Below are 14,674 nucleotides of genomic sequence, written 5' to 3'. Positions count from 1 at the left end.
CTGCCCGGGGCGGTCGATGGCGGCCCGACCAGGTGACAACTAGGGCCTGTTAACACAATTTCAGCCCGTCGACGATCGGGGCGAAGTTAACGAAGCCGATGAACATTACGTCGAGCTTTTCAAAGCGGGAGAAAATTCGGCGAAATCCTTTCAGACGCCGAAATAGGCGCTCCACCTCGTTTCGGCGCTTATAGATTTCTCGGTCATATTCCTAGGGATCAATGCGGGTTTTCAGCGGTGGAACCACGGGGATAAAGCCCAGGTCCAGAGCAAGCTGCCCGGTCTCATTGCCTTCGTAGGCGCGATCTATCAGCAGGTGCAGTGGTCGTTCTTGTTCGCCTGGCTTACGAAGTAGATCGCGACCTGCAGGCGCGTCCACAGCGCAAATCCGAGCTTGAGCTGATCGGGCATCTTTTCGGTCAGCAGAGTGCGAATCAGCACTTCCTGGCTGGGGCTCAAGCTGCGCCGATCCCCCTGGCGCACGCCACGCTGGCCACCGCTGATGGCAGCAGTCGTACCTTTGTGCTCTGCGACCTGCACCCAGTGAGCGACGGTACGGGGATGGACGCCAGGTGTAACCCATGCTCACGCATGCGCAGGGCAGTGAAGCGCTTTTCACGCTGTTCTTGAGATCTGAGTTTGCGGGCATCTTTTTTCATGGAGGCAGATATTTCTAATATGCCTATTTGATTGCCTGATTAATATCAGCGCACCATAACGGTCTATAGAACTTCTTGCAGAACAGCTATTTGCATACTTATCAGGAACGATTCTGATCTAAACTAGTTATCGACATTTTTAGCAACATTTTTCAATTCAGCCTAGGTGTTTGATTTTTTGCAGGGCGTTGTGATGCAGAGGAGAGGGTGGTGCATGCCCATGCTAGAGCCGGCACAAGGACGGGAAAAATCATGGACCGTGCGCGACTCACTCGCCTGATGGAGCCCCCCACCAAGCGGCGTTTTCTCGGTCCGTCAAGGTGACCCCTTACAACAACTTCACTCCGCCGTTTGTCCTTTGTCGTCAACGCACAGCTTCTTTACGACTGAGCGCTGATACGCGAAAGCGGTTCGGGGGCGCTCGGCTGCGGGCGTAATCCCAATGCCCGGTCGCCGCGTTCCTGGTTTGAACACGGAGCTGCGCCGCCATATCAGGTGCGGGACGGTAATCAGCGAGGAGCAAACCGCCTGAGAGAGGGACCGCCATGAAAGCTACAGGCTTGAGGCACAGAAAAGGTCTACTGCCGAATCCGCAAGACTCAGCCGATGTCAAGGCGCGACGCTCGTTCCTTAAGCTCGGCGCTGCCGCCATGCTGACGCCGCTACTCCTGAACGGGCGCCGCGCTGTCGCCGATGATGATCCAGAGCCCCCGGTATTCCCTCCGAGCCCGCCCACGATTCCGTGGCGGGAGCAGCTCCCCTCCGCGATCACCCCGCTGCCAGCGGTCGCCGCTCTCAACCCCGCCCCCACCGTGGCGCCGAATACTGCAGGCGGTGAAGCGGGGCGCGCCCCGCACCAACGCTATAACGAGCTAATCAGTGCGCTCGGCGTAGCGCCGCTCTTGTACGAGCTGAAGGCCAAGGAGCGTCCCGATTGGGTGTTCAACCCGGCCTATTCGCCGCAACCGATCTGGGGTTACGAAGGCACCACGCCGGGTGCGACCAGCCCAGGCCCGACGATCTTCGCGCGCTATGGCCGGCCGATCCTCTGCCGCATACGCAACCAACTGCCGCAGAATCATGTCGGTTTCGGCACCCCGGAGATCTCCACCCACCTGCACAACTTGCATACGCCGTCGGAGAGCGATGGCTTCGCGGGCGACTACTACAGTGCGACCAAGGCGGGCCCGACCCTGACGGCGCCTGGGGCATTCAAAGACCACTTCTACCCGAACATCTATGCCGGCTACGACCAGCTGCAAAACCACATCGGCGATCCGAACGAGGCCCTGGGCACGCTGTTCTACCATGACCACACCATGGACTTCACCGCACCGAACCTGGTGCGCGGCTTGTTCGGCTTCTACTTTATTTTCGACCCGCTGGACTCGGGCAACGAGCGTGATCCCACCCCCGGCGCCCTGCGGCTGCCGAGCCATCCCTACGACTACCCGCTGAGCTTTGCCGATCTGCGCTTCGACGCCAACGGCATCCTGTTCTACGACCAGATCAACCCCGACGGAGTGCTCGGCGACAAGGTGGTGGTCAATGGCAAGATCGAGCCGGTGCTCAAGGTGGCGGCGCGGAAGTACCGTTTCCGCCTGCTCAATGTCGGGCCCAGTCGTTTCTACGGCCTGTCCCTGGTCACGCCGAGCAATGTGCGGCAGACCTTCACCTACATCGCCAACGACGGCAACCTGTTGCCGGCCCCGCTGCTGAACCAGACCCTGGTCAGCTTTTCCGTGGCGGAGCGCGCCGACATAGTGGTGGACTTTTCCCGCTACCCGATCGGTACCGAACTCTATCTGATCAACCGGGTCCGTCAGGGCAGCACCCGCGGCCCCGATGGCACTGGCCTCAGGAGTAATGGCCCGCGCATCCTCAAGTTCATCGTCGACCGCTTCCCGCCGGAGCAGGACCTGAGCCAGGTACCGGCGACGCTGCGCCCGCTGCCGCCACTCAGTCTCGCCGAAATCGCCGCCGCGCGAGTGCGCCGCTGGGATTTCGACCACGACCGCGGGGTGTGGGTGATTAACGGCAGGCTGTTCAACGTGCAATCCGAGCGCACCCAGATCCCCCAAGGCGCCGCCGAGGTGTGGGAACTGAGCAATGACGACGACGGCTGGCAACACCCGATCCACATCCACTTCGAGGAGGGGCGCATCCTCAGCAGGACCCGGGAGGGGAAAAACGTGGCGGTGCCGCTGCACGAGCGAGGCCGCAAGGACGTCTTCTTGCTCGGCGAGGATGAGACCGTACGCGTGTTCATCCGCTTCCGCGACTTCCTCGGCAAGTACCTCATGCACTGCCACAACCTGATCCACGAGGATCACGCGATGATGCTGCGCTTTGACATCGTGGTGCAAAGCGGCAACCAGGGCCCCGGCGGCGGCGGCGGCGGCGGCGGTAGCAGCGGCAGCGGCTAAGTGAGGCGGCAGCAACGCTCACAGGTCAGGAGGATTGCAGATGAACACTCGCAGAAATCTCTTAGTCGGCATGGGCGCCGCCGCGCTCGGCGTGGCCGCTTGGTCCGGGGCCAGCGAAGAACCGCAGCGCGCTCGTCGCGGCGCTGCGGACGGCGGCTACTTCCCGAACACGTCGCTGTATACCCACGAAGGCCAGGCGGTCAGGTTCTACGATGAGCTGATCCGCGGCAAGGTGGTCGCCATCAACATGATGTACACCTCGTGTACCGGGATTTGTCCAACCACGACGGCGAACCTGCGGCTGGTGCAGCAGCTGTTGGGCAAGCGCGTCGGCCGCGACGTGTTCATGTACTCGATCAGCCTGCAGTCTGAGTTGGATACGCCGCAGATCCTGAAGGCGTACGTCGAGAGACACCACATCGAGCCCGGCTGGTGGTTCTTGACCGGCGCGCCCGCCGACATCGAGCAACTGCGCTTTAGCCTCGGCTTCTACAGTCCCGACCCGCTGGTCGACGGCAATAAGGCGAACCATTCCGGCATTCTGCGCATCGGCAACGATGCCTACCAGCGTTGGACCATGGCGCCCGCGCTGGCTGAGCCGGAGCAGATCCTCGCCACCATCAATCATGTGGACAGGGCCGTCGTGCTTACGGTTTATTGAACCGGTATGAGTTATCGATCATGGCCTGTTAACACAATTTCAGCCCGTCGACGATCGGGGCGAAGTTAACGAAGCCGATGAACATTACGTCGAGCTTTTCAAAGCGGGAGAAAAATCGGCGAAATCCTTTCAGACGCCGAAATAGGCGCTCCACCTCGTTTCGGCGCTTATAGATTTCTCGGTCATATGCCCAGGGATCAATGCAGGTTTTCAGTGGTGGAACCACGGGGATAAAGCCTAGGTCCAGAGCAAGCTGCCTGGTCTCATTGCCTTCGTAGGCGCGATCTATCAGCAGGTGCACTGGCCGTTGGATCATTTGCGGCAACCAAATGAATCTTGGTGTTCCAACCGCCTCGGGACCTTCCGATAGATTGAGGGCCAGTGCCATCTGGATGCACCTTGACGCTGGTGCTATCCAATGACACGGCCTCGATCTTGATTCGCACAATTTGGGACTGCTGCAGCTGCGCAAACACCCGATCCAGCACACCTGCCTTAGACCAGCGACTCATGCGGGTGTAGATGGTGTGCCAATTACCAAAACGCTTCGGCAGACCGCGCCACCCTGGAGCGCCAGATCGCTGCTGTCGAGGCGCTGATCGCCGAGTCCTGACCCTCCTGCGACCGCCCCTGCCCGGGGCGGTCGATGGCGGCCCGCCCAGGTGACAACTAGTCTCAGGCGTGTCCCAACCTGCGGAGGACCTGCCATGGGCATCGTCAGCACCATCATCATTGGCCTGATCGTGGGCCTGATCGCACGCTTCATCAAACCCGGCGACGACAGCATGGGCTGGATCATGACGGTCCTGCTCGGCATCGGTGGTTCGCTGCTGGCCACCTACGGCGGCCAGGCCGTGGGCATCTACCAGGCCGGACAGGTCGCGGGCTTCATCGGTGCGGTGATAGGCGCGGTGGTGCTGCTGGTGATCTACGGCCTGGTGCGAAAAAGCTAGCTGCGCCATTCGCGGGGCTGGGAACCGGAGCGCGTCGGCGCTAGTCTTAGCGCCTGCTTCCCGCCGTTGTCCGCGAGTTTCCCCCATGCGCCGTCTTACCTGCCTTGTCCTGCTGTTCTGCTGCACCCTTGCCCGCGCCGAACTTCCCGAATCCGATTGGCTGGAGCTGATGCCACCAGAGGACCGCAAGGCGCTGGAGGACATGCCGGAAATCAGCCACGACAGCCCCGAGGCCGATGGCAATTTCGTCCAGAAGGGCGGCCTCAAGCAGCAGAAAGACCTGCCGGCGGTGATGTATTCGGCCAAGACGGTTGCGGCCCTGGACGGCAAGCAGATTCACATCGGCGGCTATCCGGTGCCGCTGGAAAGCGACGCCAGGGGTCGCAGCACGCTGTTCTTCCTGGTGCCTTATCCCGGCGCGTGCATCCACGTCCCGCCGCCGCCGCCGAACCAGATCGTGCTGGTGCGTTACCCCAAGGGCATCCAGCTCGATGACATCTACGCGCCCATCTGGGTCGACGGCACCCTGAAGGTCGAGCAGGTCAGCAACGACCTGGCCGATGCCGCCTACGCCATGGATGCCGGCAGCGTGCGGCTGGTGGAAGAGAGCGACCTTTGATCCCGCAGGTTGTGGTGCTTTTGTAGGATGGGTCGAGCGGAGCGATACCCATGCGGTGCGGATTTGATGGGTTTCGCAAGCTCGCGGAACGCCGCCCGACCCATCCTACAAACTGCCTTTGTAGACCGTAGTTAGACCGGACTTCGCTGGTGGATGGAAGAGCGCCATCCACCCTACGGGACTGCATCGCGAATGAATTCGCCACCGCGGATCAGAGCGGCTTGCTGGCGATGTTGAGCACCATCTGGTGCGTTTCGCCGGGCTTGACGACCAGCCAATCATCCATCACCCGCGCGGTTTCGATGCAGAGCATCCCTTGCCAGGCGTCCTCGGAAAACTGCGACAGGCGCCTGGACTTGTCGATCCACGGGTTCCAGACGACAGCCGAGGACGAGCCCTCGACCTCCAGCTCGATGCGGCGCTTCCAGGCGCGGTCGAGAATCGCCATGCGCTTGGGCGTGTGCAGGTAGATACGGTCGGTTTCGCCATGGAACGCGATAGCGCCCTGCTGCTGGCGCTGTTGCCAGTTCTCCAGGGTTTCGATGTAGCGGCAGCCGTCCAGGCCTTCCACTTCAACCTCGCGGATATCGCTGACGGCGAAGTAGCTGTGCAGCGCCTGGCTGATCGCCAGAGGGCTGTCGCCTGTGTTGTGGCTGGAGAGCGTCAGCTGCAGCTGCTCGCCCAGGCGAATGTCCAGGCGCAGCTTCGCGGCATGGGGCCAGCCGGGCAGCAGCGGGCTGCGGCTGTCGAGGGTGAAGGCCAGGTGGACGGCGGGGCCGTCGGTGTCGATGTTCAGCAGCTCCCAGTCGAGCTCGCGCACCAGACCATGGGCGGGGCAGATTGGGCCACCCTGATGCATACCCTGTACTTCGGCGGGGTTGCGCCGCAGGTCGCCGAACCAGGGCCAGCACACCGGCACGCCGCCACGTACCGCCTTGCCCTTCTGGTAGGCCGCCTGGCCGCTGAGCCAGATCACCGGCTCCTCGCCATGGGGTTGGTAGCTGAGCACCTGTGCGCCTTGCTGGGTCATCAGCAATTCCGCATGACGGGTATGTACCCGCCAGCAGACCAGTTCATCCACCTCAAGCTGTTCCACGGTGGGCAGGGTGTCGTCGTACATCGCAATCTCCGCTTGCTGTGCTGTCGGGTCGCCATCTGCTATTTCGAACCAGCATGGCAGAGGCGGCAAGTGCTTTCTCCGCATTCGACCCGCGGTCTGGCCTTCAGGTTGCGAGTGATCGGATTTTGACGCGTTCGCATTTTGCCTTCGCAACTCTCGGGCCACTTGTCGGCATTTTGACATGCGTGGTCAGGGGCCCCGGCTGGAGCGCTAGGCGTGATCTGTCGCTAAGGTCTTCATTTCCGGGCGGTCCTGCCCCGGAACCGGGTGAAGTCGGCACGTTGGTGCCGGCAGAGGCTGCCATCGGCGCACCTAGACTCTGTTAACCCGCTCGCAAGTGGAGCCGATGCCATGCGCAAGCTACTGATAATTATTCCTATTTCAGCCTGTCTGGCGATGCTGGCGGGCTTCTGGTCGCGTCCGCAGCCCGTGCCGGTGCAGTTGCTGGAAGTGGCCAATGGCGCGGTGGAAAACCTGGTGGCCAATACCCGTGCCGGGACTGTGAAAGCCTGTCGGCGGGCGCATTTATCGTTCAAGTCCGGTGGCCAGGTCAGTGAGTTGCTGATCCATGCCGGGCAGCGGGTTCAGGCTGGGGATGTGCTGATGCGCCTGCGCCAGGACGACCTGCAGGCACGGGTGGAAGAAGCCCGCGCGCGCCTCGATGCCAAGCGCAACCTGCGTGAGCAGAGCTGCCGCCAGGCCGCCCAGGATCAGCGCGACATGCAGCGCCTCGACCGCCTGGCCGAACGCAAGCTGGCCGCTCAGGACGTGCTGGACCAGAGCGCCACTCGCGCGCGGCTGTCCCAGTTGCTGTGCAGCGGTGGAGAGGCGAAGATCCGCGAGGCCGAGGCCAGCCTCGACCTGCAACTGGCGCAATTGGACCAGGCCACGCTGCGCGCGCCGTTCGCCGGGATAGTTGCCGAGATCAATGGCGAGTTGGGCGAGGTGGTGACCCCGTCGCCGCCGGGCATCCCGACCCCGCCGGCGGTGGATCTGATCGACGACCAGTGCCTGTACGTCGAAGCGCCCATCGATGAAGTGGATGCCGCGCTGGTGCGTCCCGGCATGCCGGTGCGCATCACCCTGGATGCGTTTCGCGGGCGCAGTTTCGAAGGCCGGGTCAGCCGCATCGCGCCGTTCGTCCGCGAGCTGGAAAAACAGGCGCGCACCGTCGACGTGGAAGTGAAGTTCGAGGGGGTGCCGACCGACCTGTTACTGCTCAGTGGCTACAGCGCCGATGTGGAAATCCTCCTGGCGCAACGCAAGCAGACCCTGCGCGTGCCCACAGAAAGCCTGCTGGAGGGTGGCAAGGTGCTGCGCTATGACCCGAGCAACGGCCACCTGCGTGAGCAGAAGGTGGAAATTGGCTTGGCCAACTGGCGCTGGAGCGAGGTCAAGGGCGGGCTGGTGGCGGGCGACCGTATCCTGCCTAGCCTGCAGCACGACGGCTTGGCTGACGGCAGTGTGGTTAGCCCAAGCGGTGATCCTCAGGAGCCGGCGCCGTGATCCTCATGCACCAGGTCAGCCGCTGCTTCCAGTTGGGCGAGGAGCACGTGCGCGGCCTCGATCACCTCGACCTGGACGTGGCCGATGGCGAGTACCTGGCGATCACCGGCACTTCCGGCTCGGGCAAGTCCACCCTGCTGAACATCCTCGGCCTGCTGGATGCGCCGGACAGCGGCGAGTTCTGGCTGGATGAGGAGCCTACGGCCGGCCTCGGCGAAGAGCGCCGTGCGGCCCTGCGCAGCCGTTTGATCGGCTTCGTTTTCCAGTCCTTTCACCTGATCCCGCGCCTGACGGCCCTGGAGAACATCGAGCTGCCCATGCTGCTGGCGGGCATCGACCCTGCAGAGCGCCGCCGGCGTAGCCAGCGCTTGGCCGAGCGCCTGGGGCTGGGCGAGCGTTTGCGGCATCACCCGGCGGAGCTGTCTGGCGGCCAGCGGCAGCGAGTCGCCATCGCCCGCGCCATGGTCATGCGGCCTCGCCTGTTGCTCGCCGATGAACCCACCGGCAACCTCGACAGCCAGTCCGGCGCTGAAGTGGTGAGCCTGCTGGAGGAGCTGAACGCCGAAGGCCTGACCCTGATCCTGGTGACCCACGACGCCCAGCATGCCGCACGCGCCCACCGGCAGTTGCAGATGCGCGATGGCTGCATCCTCAGCGACCGGCGCCAGGGGGCGGCCTGATGGACCCGCTCGACGCCTGTCGCTTCTGGCTTGGCGCGCTGCGTGGGCACCGTTCGCGCAGCGCGATGCTGCTGCTGGCGATGGCCGTTGGCGTGTTTTTCGTCACCCTGCTGGGTGGCCTGGGGGAGGGCGCGCGCGCTTATGTGCTGGGGGAGTTCTCCCTGCTCGGGCGCGACATCCTCATCGTCCTTCCCGGCCGCAATGAAACCACCGGCGGCATGCCGCCCATTACCGGCATGGCCCCGCGTGCCCTGACCCAGGCCGATGCGGCCGCGCTCGAACGCCTGCCGGCGGTGCGCCGGGTCGCGCCGTTGCACGCTGGGCAACTGGAGGTCAGCCGCGACAATCGCAATCGCGAGGTCCTGGCCCTGGGCACTAACCGTGCCTTCTTCGCCATCCGCCGACTGCGCCTCGCCCAGGGCCAACCGCTACCGGAACTGGAGCCGGGGCAGGCGGAGGAGGTTTGTGTGATCGGCAGCGGCCTGCGCCGTGAGTTGTTCGGTGATGCGCCGGCGCTTGGCCAATGGCTGCGCGCGGGCGACCGGCGCTTCCGGGTGATCGGCGTGCTGGATGAGCGCGGCGAGTCGCTGGGCATGGATTTCTCTGACGCGCTGATCGTCCCGGTGGCCAGCGCCGAGGTCCTGTTCAACCGCGAAGGGCTGTTCCGGGTGTTCGTCGAAGCCCGTGGGACCAGCTACATGAGCAGCGCCCGGCGTCAGGTGTTGGCCACCCTGGTCGACCGCCATCGGGGGGAGGAGGACGTCACCCTGCTCAGCCAGGACTCCATGCTCGCCGGCTTCGACAGCATCCTCAGTGGCCTGACGCTGGCGCTTGCTGGCATCGCCGCAATCAGCCTGCTGGTGGCGGGCATCCTGATCATGAATGTCACCTGGATCGCGGTGATGCAGCGCACCGCCGAAATCGGCCTGCTCAAGGCCATCGGCGCCAGCTCGATGCAGGTTCGCCTGCTGTTCCTCGGCGAGGCCGCGATGCTGGCACTGCTGGGTGCGGGTGCCGGGTTGGCCCTGGGCGAGCTGTTGCTCTGGGTCGGCCGCCTGGCCAGCGACCTGCCGCTGCACGCACCCTGGTGGGCGCGGCTCGGTGCACCGTCCCTGGCGTTGGTCGCGGCACTGCTGTTCGCCTGGCTGCCGGCCAGCCACGCCGCGGCCCAGGCCCCGGTGCAGGCGCTGCGTCCGCAAGGCAGCGGCTGATGCGCTGGCGCGACTGTCTGGGTCTGTGTGGCTCGGCCCTGTCCAGCCAGCCCACGCGCAGTCTGTTGACCCTGCTCGGCGTGGCCATCGGCATCGCCGCCGTGGCCCTGCTCACCGCCATGGGCGAGGGCGTGCGCAGCCGGGTGCTGGATAGCTTCGCCCAGTTCGGCACGCGGGTGGTCACGGTACGCCCCGGCACCCTGCCCACGGGTGGCATTGGCGGGATTCTCGCCAGCGCGCGGCCGCTGACCATCGCCGACGCGGATGCCCTGGGGCGCCTGCCCCATGCCGAAGCGGTGGTGCCGATCATCCAGGGTAACGGCGACATCCAGGCCGGCGTGCGGCAACGGCGGGTGGATATCCTCGGCAGCGGTTCGCAACTGGCTGCCGCCTGGCGCGTGCGCATGGCCCAGGGGCAGTTCCTGCCGCCCTCGCGGGATGGCCGCACGCCGCCTTACGTGGTGCTGGGCTCGAAGCTGGGTGAGGAACTGTTCGGTAGCGCCAATCCGGTAGGCCAGCGGGTACGAGTGGGTGGCATGAGCTTCCGGGTGATCGGGGTGATGGCGAGCAAGGGCAATTTGCTGGGGTTCGACCTGGACGACATCGCCTACATCCCGGTGGACTGGGCGGAGAACCTGTTCAACCGCGAGGGGTTGGTGAAGGTCCATGTGCTGTTCGATGACAGCGCCCCGGCCGAGGCCTTCGCTGCCGCAGTGCGCCGGCTGCTGGTGGAACGCCACGGCCGTGAGGACTTCCGCCTGACGTCCCAGAGCGACCTGCTGGGCAGCCTCAACCGCATCCTCGCGACCCTGACCCTGGGCATCGCCGCCCTGGGTGGAATCTCGCTGCTGGTGGGGGCGGTGGGCATTCTCACCATCATGACCACCACCGTGGGCGAGCGTACCGCCGAGATCGGCCTGCTCCGCGCGGTTGGCGCCGCGCCGCGCCAGGTGCTGGCGCTGTTCCTCGTCGAGGCGACGCTGCTGTCGCTGTTGGGGGGCGTGCTGGGGGTGGCGGTGGTTTTCATGCTGGTCGGGCTGCTGCGCTGGACGGTACCCGGGCTTCCATTGAGCCTGGACCTGCCGCTGGTGCTGCTGGCGCTGCTGTTGTCGGCCATGGTCGGCATTGGCGCGGGGCTGGCACCGGCACGGCGCGCGGCGAAGCTGCATCCGGTGGATGCGTTGCGCCTGGAATGAGGGCCGGACTGTAGGGTGCGCCATGCGCACCGGGCGGAGTTGCCGTCGGAATCAGAGTTATTGGTGCGCGCGGCGCACCCTACGCTCCAGTCTCGTGCAAACAAAAGGGCCGCTGTGCGGCCCTTTCTGCGTTCGCGGTCAGCCCCGACGCGGCGGGACCGGGCGGGTGCGGCCGCTGCCGTCGATGGCGACGAAGACGAATACGGCTTCGGTGACCTTGCGCCACTCACTGGAGAGCGGGTCGTCGCTCCAGACTTCCACCAGCATCTGGATGGAGCTGCGGCCGATTTCCAGCGTCTGGGTATAGAAGGAGAGCTGGGCGCCCACGGCCACCGGTACCAGGAAGGCCATGCGGTCGATGGCCACCGTGGCCACGCGGCCCGCGGCGACCTTGCTGGCCATGGCGGTGCCGGCCAGGTCCATCTGGGAGACCAGCCAGCCGCCGTAGATGTCGCCAAAGCCATTGGTTTCCCGCGGGAGCGCGGTGATCTGCAGGGCGAGGTCGCCTTGCGGGGTGAGGTTCTCTTCTTCTTCGATTTCGATCATGCCGGGACTGCCTGTTTCGTGTGTGTGGCGCCAATGCCTGGAGCGGGGCGCTGCCCCGTCCTTCCCTGTGCGCCAGCCGACCCACTGCATGCCGACCTGCGCTGAACAGCGCGCAGTATATAGCCACGGCGTGGCACCAGACGACCGCTGTAGCGCGCCAGAGGCGGTTTTGTGGCTGAGACTGTGTACATTTGACGCTTTTTGATATGTTGCCAGGCGATTTTTCCGCCCAAGCAGCGGAGAACGTACTGCTCCCCCAGACGAGAATCCCACCCCATGTCTTCCGTGCTTGCCTCCGAGGTGCGCCCCTCGCGTCCGCTGACCCGCAGCGATTACAAGACCCTGTCGCTGTCCGCCCTGGGCGGTGCCCTGGAGTTCTACGACTTCATCATCTTCGTGTTCTTCGCCGCGGTAGTGGGCAAGTTGTTCTTCCCTGCCGAAATGCCGGAATGGCTGCGCCAGATGCAGACCTTTGGCATCTTCGCCGCCGGCTACCTCGCGCGCCCACTGGGTGGCATCGTCATGGCGCACTTCGGCGACCTGCTGGGCCGCAAGCGCATGTTCACCCTGAGCATCTTCCTGATGGCCATCCCGACCCTGGCGATGGGCCTGCTGCCGACTTATGAGCAGATCGGTATCTGGGCGCCGCTGGCGCTGCTGGCGATGCGCGTGGTGCAGGGGGCGGCCATCGGTGGTGAGGTGCCGGGCGCCTGGGTGTTTGTGTCCGAGCACGTACCGTCGCGCTACATCGGCTATGCCTGCGGCACGCTGACGTCGGGCCTGACCGCCGGCATCCTGCTGGGCTCGTTGATGGCGACCCTGATCAACAGCCTCTACACCCCGGCCGAAGTGCTGGACTGGGCCTGGCGCCTGCCGTTCCTGGTCGGTGGTGTGTTCGGCCTGTTTGCCGTGTACCTGCGCCGCTGGCTGCACGAAACCCCGGTATTCGCCGAGATGCAGCAGCGCAAGGCGCTGGCCGACGAAGTGCCGCTGAAGGCGGTGCTGCGCGAGCACCGTGGCGCCATCGTGCTGTCGATGCTGCTGACCTGGGTGCTGTCGGCCGGCATCGTGGTCGTGATCCTGATGACCCCGACCCTGCTGCAGACGGTCTATGGCTTCGACGCGGCGACCGCGCTCAAGGCCAACAGCCTGGCCATCGTGCTGCTGTCCATCGGCTGCGTGGCTTCCGGGGCCATCGCCGACCGCATCGGCGCGGGCCGTACCTTCCTGGTGGGCGGCCTGTTGCTGGCGATCAGCTCCTGGACCTTCTACACCAGCCTCAAGGCGCATCCGGACTGGTTGTTCCCGCTCTACGCGCTGACCGGCCTGTTCGTCGGCACCATCGGCGCCGTGCCCTATGTGATGGTCAAGGCCTTCCCGCCGGTGGTGCGCTTCTCCGGCCTGTCGTTCTCCTACAACCTGGCCTACGCCATCTTCGGCGGCCTGACCCCGATGGTGGTGTCGCTGCTGATGAAGTGGGACAGCCTGGGTCCGGCCTATTACGTGGCGGCCCTGTGTGGTGTGGCGATGTTGATTGGGCTGTTCCTGATCGCGAAGAAGCGCTGATCGTCCCGCTTAGTCCGTAGGATGGGTAGAGCCTGCGAAACCCATCGATTCGCGATGATGGGTTTCGCTCCGCTCTACGCCATCCTACGAGAGCTTCATTTCTTCGCCGCACTCACCCGCCAAACCTTGTTGCCCACGTCATCGGTTACCAGCAGGGCGCCCTTGCTGTCGAGCTTGACGTCCACCGGGCGGCCCTGGGCGTTGCCCTTGGCGTCCAGGAACCCGGTCAGTACGTCCACCGGCTGGCCGTTGGGCTTGCCGGCCTTGAAGGGCACGTAGATCACCTTGTAGCCACTGAGCGGCTTGCGATTCCAGGAGCCGTGCTGGCCGACGAAGAGGCCGTTCTGGAATTTCGGCAGTTTGCTGCCCTTGGCGAAGGCGATGCCGAGTGAGGCCGTGTGCGGGCCCAGGGCGTAGTCGGGGACCAGGGCCTTGGCCACCAGGTCCGGGCGTTGCGGCTGGACCCGCTCGTCCACGTGCTGGCCGAAGTAGCTGTAGGGCCAGCCATAGAAGCCGCCATCCTTCACCGACGTGATGTAGTCCGGCACCAGGTCGCTGCCCAGTTCGTCGCGTTCGTTCACGGCTGTCCACAGCTTGCCGGTCTGGGGTTCCCAGGCCAGGCCGTTGGGGTTGCGCAGGCCGGTGGCGAAGAGGCGTTTGTTGCCGCTGGCGCGGTCCAGCTCCCAGATGGCGGCGCGGCCTTCTTCCATTTCCATGCCGTTCTCGCCGACGTTGCTGTTGGAGCCCACCGTTATATAGAGCTTGCGGCCATCGCGGCTGGCGATGACGTTCTTGGTCCAGTGGTGGTTGAGCCCGGCCGGCAGGTCGGTGACCTGGGTGCCCGGCTCGCTGATTTCGGTGGCGCCCTTCACATAGGGGAAGCTAATCAGTGCGTCGGCATTGGCGACGTAGAGGTCCTTGCCCACCAGCACCATGCCGAAGGGCGAGTTGAGGCCGCTGAGGAAGGTACTGCGCAGGTCGGCCACGCCGTCGCCGTTGATGTCGCGCAGCAGGGAGATACGGTTGGCACTCGGTACCTGGGCGCCGGCGCGCTTCATGAACAAACCCGTCGCCCAGCTCTTGAGGCCAGCCGGCTTGCCGGTGTCCGGCGCGGCGCTTTCGGCCACCAGCACATCGCCATTGGGCAGCACGTAGAGCCAGCGCGGATGCTGCAGATCCTCGGCGAAGGCTTCGACGCGGGTGCCGTCTGCGGCTACGGGCTTGCTGCCCGGTGCCCAGCCGACGGCCGGGGCGATGTTGACAGTGGGGATGACGGTGCGGTTCGGCGGCGGCAGTTGCGGGTTAGGACCGGTGCCGTCCTCGACCGTCAGGGTGGCCATTTCGCTGCACGCCGTGCAGAGCGCCAGGAGGGCGAAGGGCAGCAGGGGATGACGCGTCATGGGGGTATCTCCAGGTGGTTTTTCAGGCGATGACCCCGGTTGGACAAGCGATGGTGGCCATTCATCCAATTGTCACAATCAATTCATAGAGTGGTCATACGGCCTCTCGATACTGGCCCCCGTTGCATTCA

General features: G+C 64.8%; 12 protein-coding genes and 3 pseudogenes. 9 read left to right on the top strand and 6 right to left on the bottom strand.

The genetic code is table 11. From position 1 onward, the window contains the following. Positions 1-49: 49 nt before the first annotated feature. Positions 50-382, bottom strand: a pseudogene (locus tag THL1_RS31525) (IS5/IS1182 family transposase); the annotation flags it as partial. Further along, a pseudogene (locus THL1_RS30025) lies at positions 370-659 on the bottom strand (IS630 family transposase); the annotation flags it as partial. The pseudogenes THL1_RS30025 and THL1_RS31525, both read right to left, overlap by 13 nt. A gap of 650 nt (positions 660-1,309) precedes the next feature. Between THL1_RS30025 and THL1_RS28105 the strand changes: the two are divergent. Next, positions 1,310-3,085, top strand: a complete 1,776-nt coding sequence (locus THL1_RS28105; protein ID WP_083246031.1) for a multicopper oxidase family protein — start codon at positions 1,310-1,312, stop codon at positions 3,083-3,085. Between the two features lie 40 nt (positions 3,086-3,125). Next, positions 3,126-3,746, top strand: a complete 621-nt coding sequence (locus tag THL1_RS28100) for an SCO family protein (protein WP_069086297.1) — start codon at positions 3,126-3,128, stop codon at positions 3,744-3,746. 28 nt (positions 3,747-3,774) lie between these two features. On the opposite strand, the pseudogene THL1_RS30020 reads toward THL1_RS28100, so the two are convergent. Next, positions 3,775-4,309, bottom strand: a pseudogene (locus THL1_RS30020) (transposase); the annotation flags it as partial. Between the two features lie 144 nt (positions 4,310-4,453). Here THL1_RS30020 and THL1_RS28090 point away from each other — a divergent pair. Both THL1_RS28090 and THL1_RS28085 read left to right on the top strand, forming a co-directional pair. Further along, the gene (locus tag THL1_RS28090) at positions 4,454-4,699 is read left to right on the top strand and encodes a GlsB/YeaQ/YmgE family stress response membrane protein (protein ID WP_069086296.1); all 246 of its coding nucleotides are present in this window, start codon (positions 4,454-4,456) and stop codon (positions 4,697-4,699) included. 85 nt (positions 4,700-4,784) lie between these two features. Then, on the top strand, positions 4,785-5,318 hold the full coding sequence (locus tag THL1_RS28085; protein WP_069086295.1) for a DUF3299 domain-containing protein: 534 nt from the start codon (positions 4,785-4,787) through the stop codon (positions 5,316-5,318). A gap of 211 nt (positions 5,319-5,529) precedes the next feature. On the opposite strand, the gene THL1_RS28080 is transcribed toward THL1_RS28085, so the two are convergent. Then, positions 5,530-6,438, bottom strand: coding sequence for a D-hexose-6-phosphate mutarotase (locus tag THL1_RS28080; RefSeq protein WP_069086294.1), 909 nt, complete (start codon positions 6,436-6,438; stop codon positions 5,530-5,532). Positions 6,439-6,789: 351 nt separating this feature from the next. Between THL1_RS28080 and THL1_RS28075 the strand changes: the two genes are divergently transcribed. The 4 genes from THL1_RS28075 to THL1_RS28060 are packed head-to-tail and all read left to right on the top strand — an operon-like array spanning position 6,790 to position 11,031. Next, a complete protein-coding gene (locus THL1_RS28075; RefSeq protein WP_069086293.1) occupies positions 6,790-7,944 on the top strand; it encodes an efflux RND transporter periplasmic adaptor subunit in 1,155 nt (384 codons plus the stop codon). Beyond that, on the top strand, positions 7,941-8,624 hold the full coding sequence (locus THL1_RS28070; protein WP_069086292.1) for an ABC transporter ATP-binding protein: 684 nt from the start codon (positions 7,941-7,943) through the stop codon (positions 8,622-8,624). The genes THL1_RS28075 and THL1_RS28070 overlap by 4 nt, the downstream gene beginning before the upstream one ends. Continuing rightward, positions 8,624-9,835 carry an ABC transporter permease gene (locus tag THL1_RS28065; protein ID WP_069086291.1) on the top strand — a complete coding sequence of 404 codons (1,212 nt, stop codon included), beginning with the start codon at positions 8,624-8,626 and terminating at the stop codon, positions 9,833-9,835. The genes THL1_RS28070 and THL1_RS28065 overlap by 1 nt, the downstream gene beginning before the upstream one ends. Further along, positions 9,835-11,031: an ABC transporter permease gene (locus THL1_RS28060; protein ID WP_069086290.1), complete on the top strand. Its 1,197-nt coding sequence runs from the start codon at positions 9,835-9,837 to the stop codon at positions 11,029-11,031. The genes THL1_RS28065 and THL1_RS28060 overlap by 1 nt, the downstream gene beginning before the upstream one ends. 138 nt (positions 11,032-11,169) lie before the next feature. Here the strand turns inward: THL1_RS28060 and THL1_RS28055 are convergent, their stop codons facing one another. Beyond that, positions 11,170-11,577: an acyl-CoA thioesterase gene (locus THL1_RS28055; protein ID WP_003457836.1), complete on the bottom strand. Its 408-nt coding sequence runs from the start codon at positions 11,575-11,577 to the stop codon at positions 11,170-11,172. Between the two features lie 276 nt (positions 11,578-11,853). Between THL1_RS28055 and THL1_RS28050 the strand changes: the two genes are divergently transcribed. After that, complete coding sequence (locus THL1_RS28050) at positions 11,854-13,143, top strand: MFS transporter (protein ID WP_069086289.1); 1,290 nt, start codon at positions 11,854-11,856, stop codon at positions 13,141-13,143. 95 nt (positions 13,144-13,238) lie between these two features. Here the strand turns inward: THL1_RS28050 and THL1_RS28045 are convergent, their stop codons facing one another. After that, positions 13,239-14,543 carry a PQQ-dependent sugar dehydrogenase gene (locus tag THL1_RS28045; RefSeq protein WP_069086288.1) on the bottom strand — a complete coding sequence of 435 codons (1,305 nt, stop codon included), beginning with the start codon at positions 14,541-14,543 and terminating at the stop codon, positions 13,239-13,241. Between the last annotated feature and the right edge of the window lie 131 nt (positions 14,544-14,674).

Source organism: Pseudomonas sp. TCU-HL1, assembly GCF_001708505.1.
Taxonomy (GTDB): Bacteria; Pseudomonadota; Gammaproteobacteria; order Pseudomonadales; family Pseudomonadaceae; genus Metapseudomonas.
This window is presented reverse-complemented; position numbering and strand designations above follow the sequence as displayed.

Bases quoted from the DNA above. Each gene is read 5' to 3' on its own strand.
- THL1_RS28085 (WP_069086295.1), top strand. From the start codon at position 4,785: ATGCGCCGTCTTACCTGCCTTGTCCTGCTGTTCTGCTGCACCCTTGCC.
- THL1_RS28050 (WP_069086289.1), top strand. From the start codon at position 11,854: ATGTCTTCCGTGCTTGCCTCCGAGGTGCGCCCCTCGCGTCCGCTGACC.
- THL1_RS28065 (WP_069086291.1), top strand. From the start codon at position 8,624: ATGGACCCGCTCGACGCCTGTCGCTTCTGGCTTGGCGCGCTGCGTGGG.
- THL1_RS28105 (WP_083246031.1), top strand. From the start codon at position 1,310: ATGCTGACGCCGCTACTCCTGAACGGGCGCCGCGCTGTCGCCGATGAT.
- THL1_RS28045 (WP_069086288.1), bottom strand. From the start codon at position 14,543: ATGACGCGTCATCCCCTGCTGCCCTTCGCCCTCCTGGCGCTCTGCACG.
- THL1_RS28075 (WP_069086293.1), top strand. From the start codon at position 6,790: ATGCGCAAGCTACTGATAATTATTCCTATTTCAGCCTGTCTGGCGATG.
- THL1_RS28060 (WP_069086290.1), top strand. From the start codon at position 9,835: ATGCGCTGGCGCGACTGTCTGGGTCTGTGTGGCTCGGCCCTGTCCAGC.
- THL1_RS28055 (WP_003457836.1), bottom strand. From the start codon at position 11,577: ATGATCGAAATCGAAGAAGAAGAGAACCTCACCCCGCAAGGCGACCTC.
- THL1_RS28090 (WP_069086296.1), top strand. From the start codon at position 4,454: ATGGGCATCGTCAGCACCATCATCATTGGCCTGATCGTGGGCCTGATC.
- THL1_RS28080 (WP_069086294.1), bottom strand. From the start codon at position 6,438: ATGTACGACGACACCCTGCCCACCGTGGAACAGCTTGAGGTGGATGAA.
- THL1_RS28100 (WP_069086297.1), top strand. From the start codon at position 3,126: ATGAACACTCGCAGAAATCTCTTAGTCGGCATGGGCGCCGCCGCGCTC.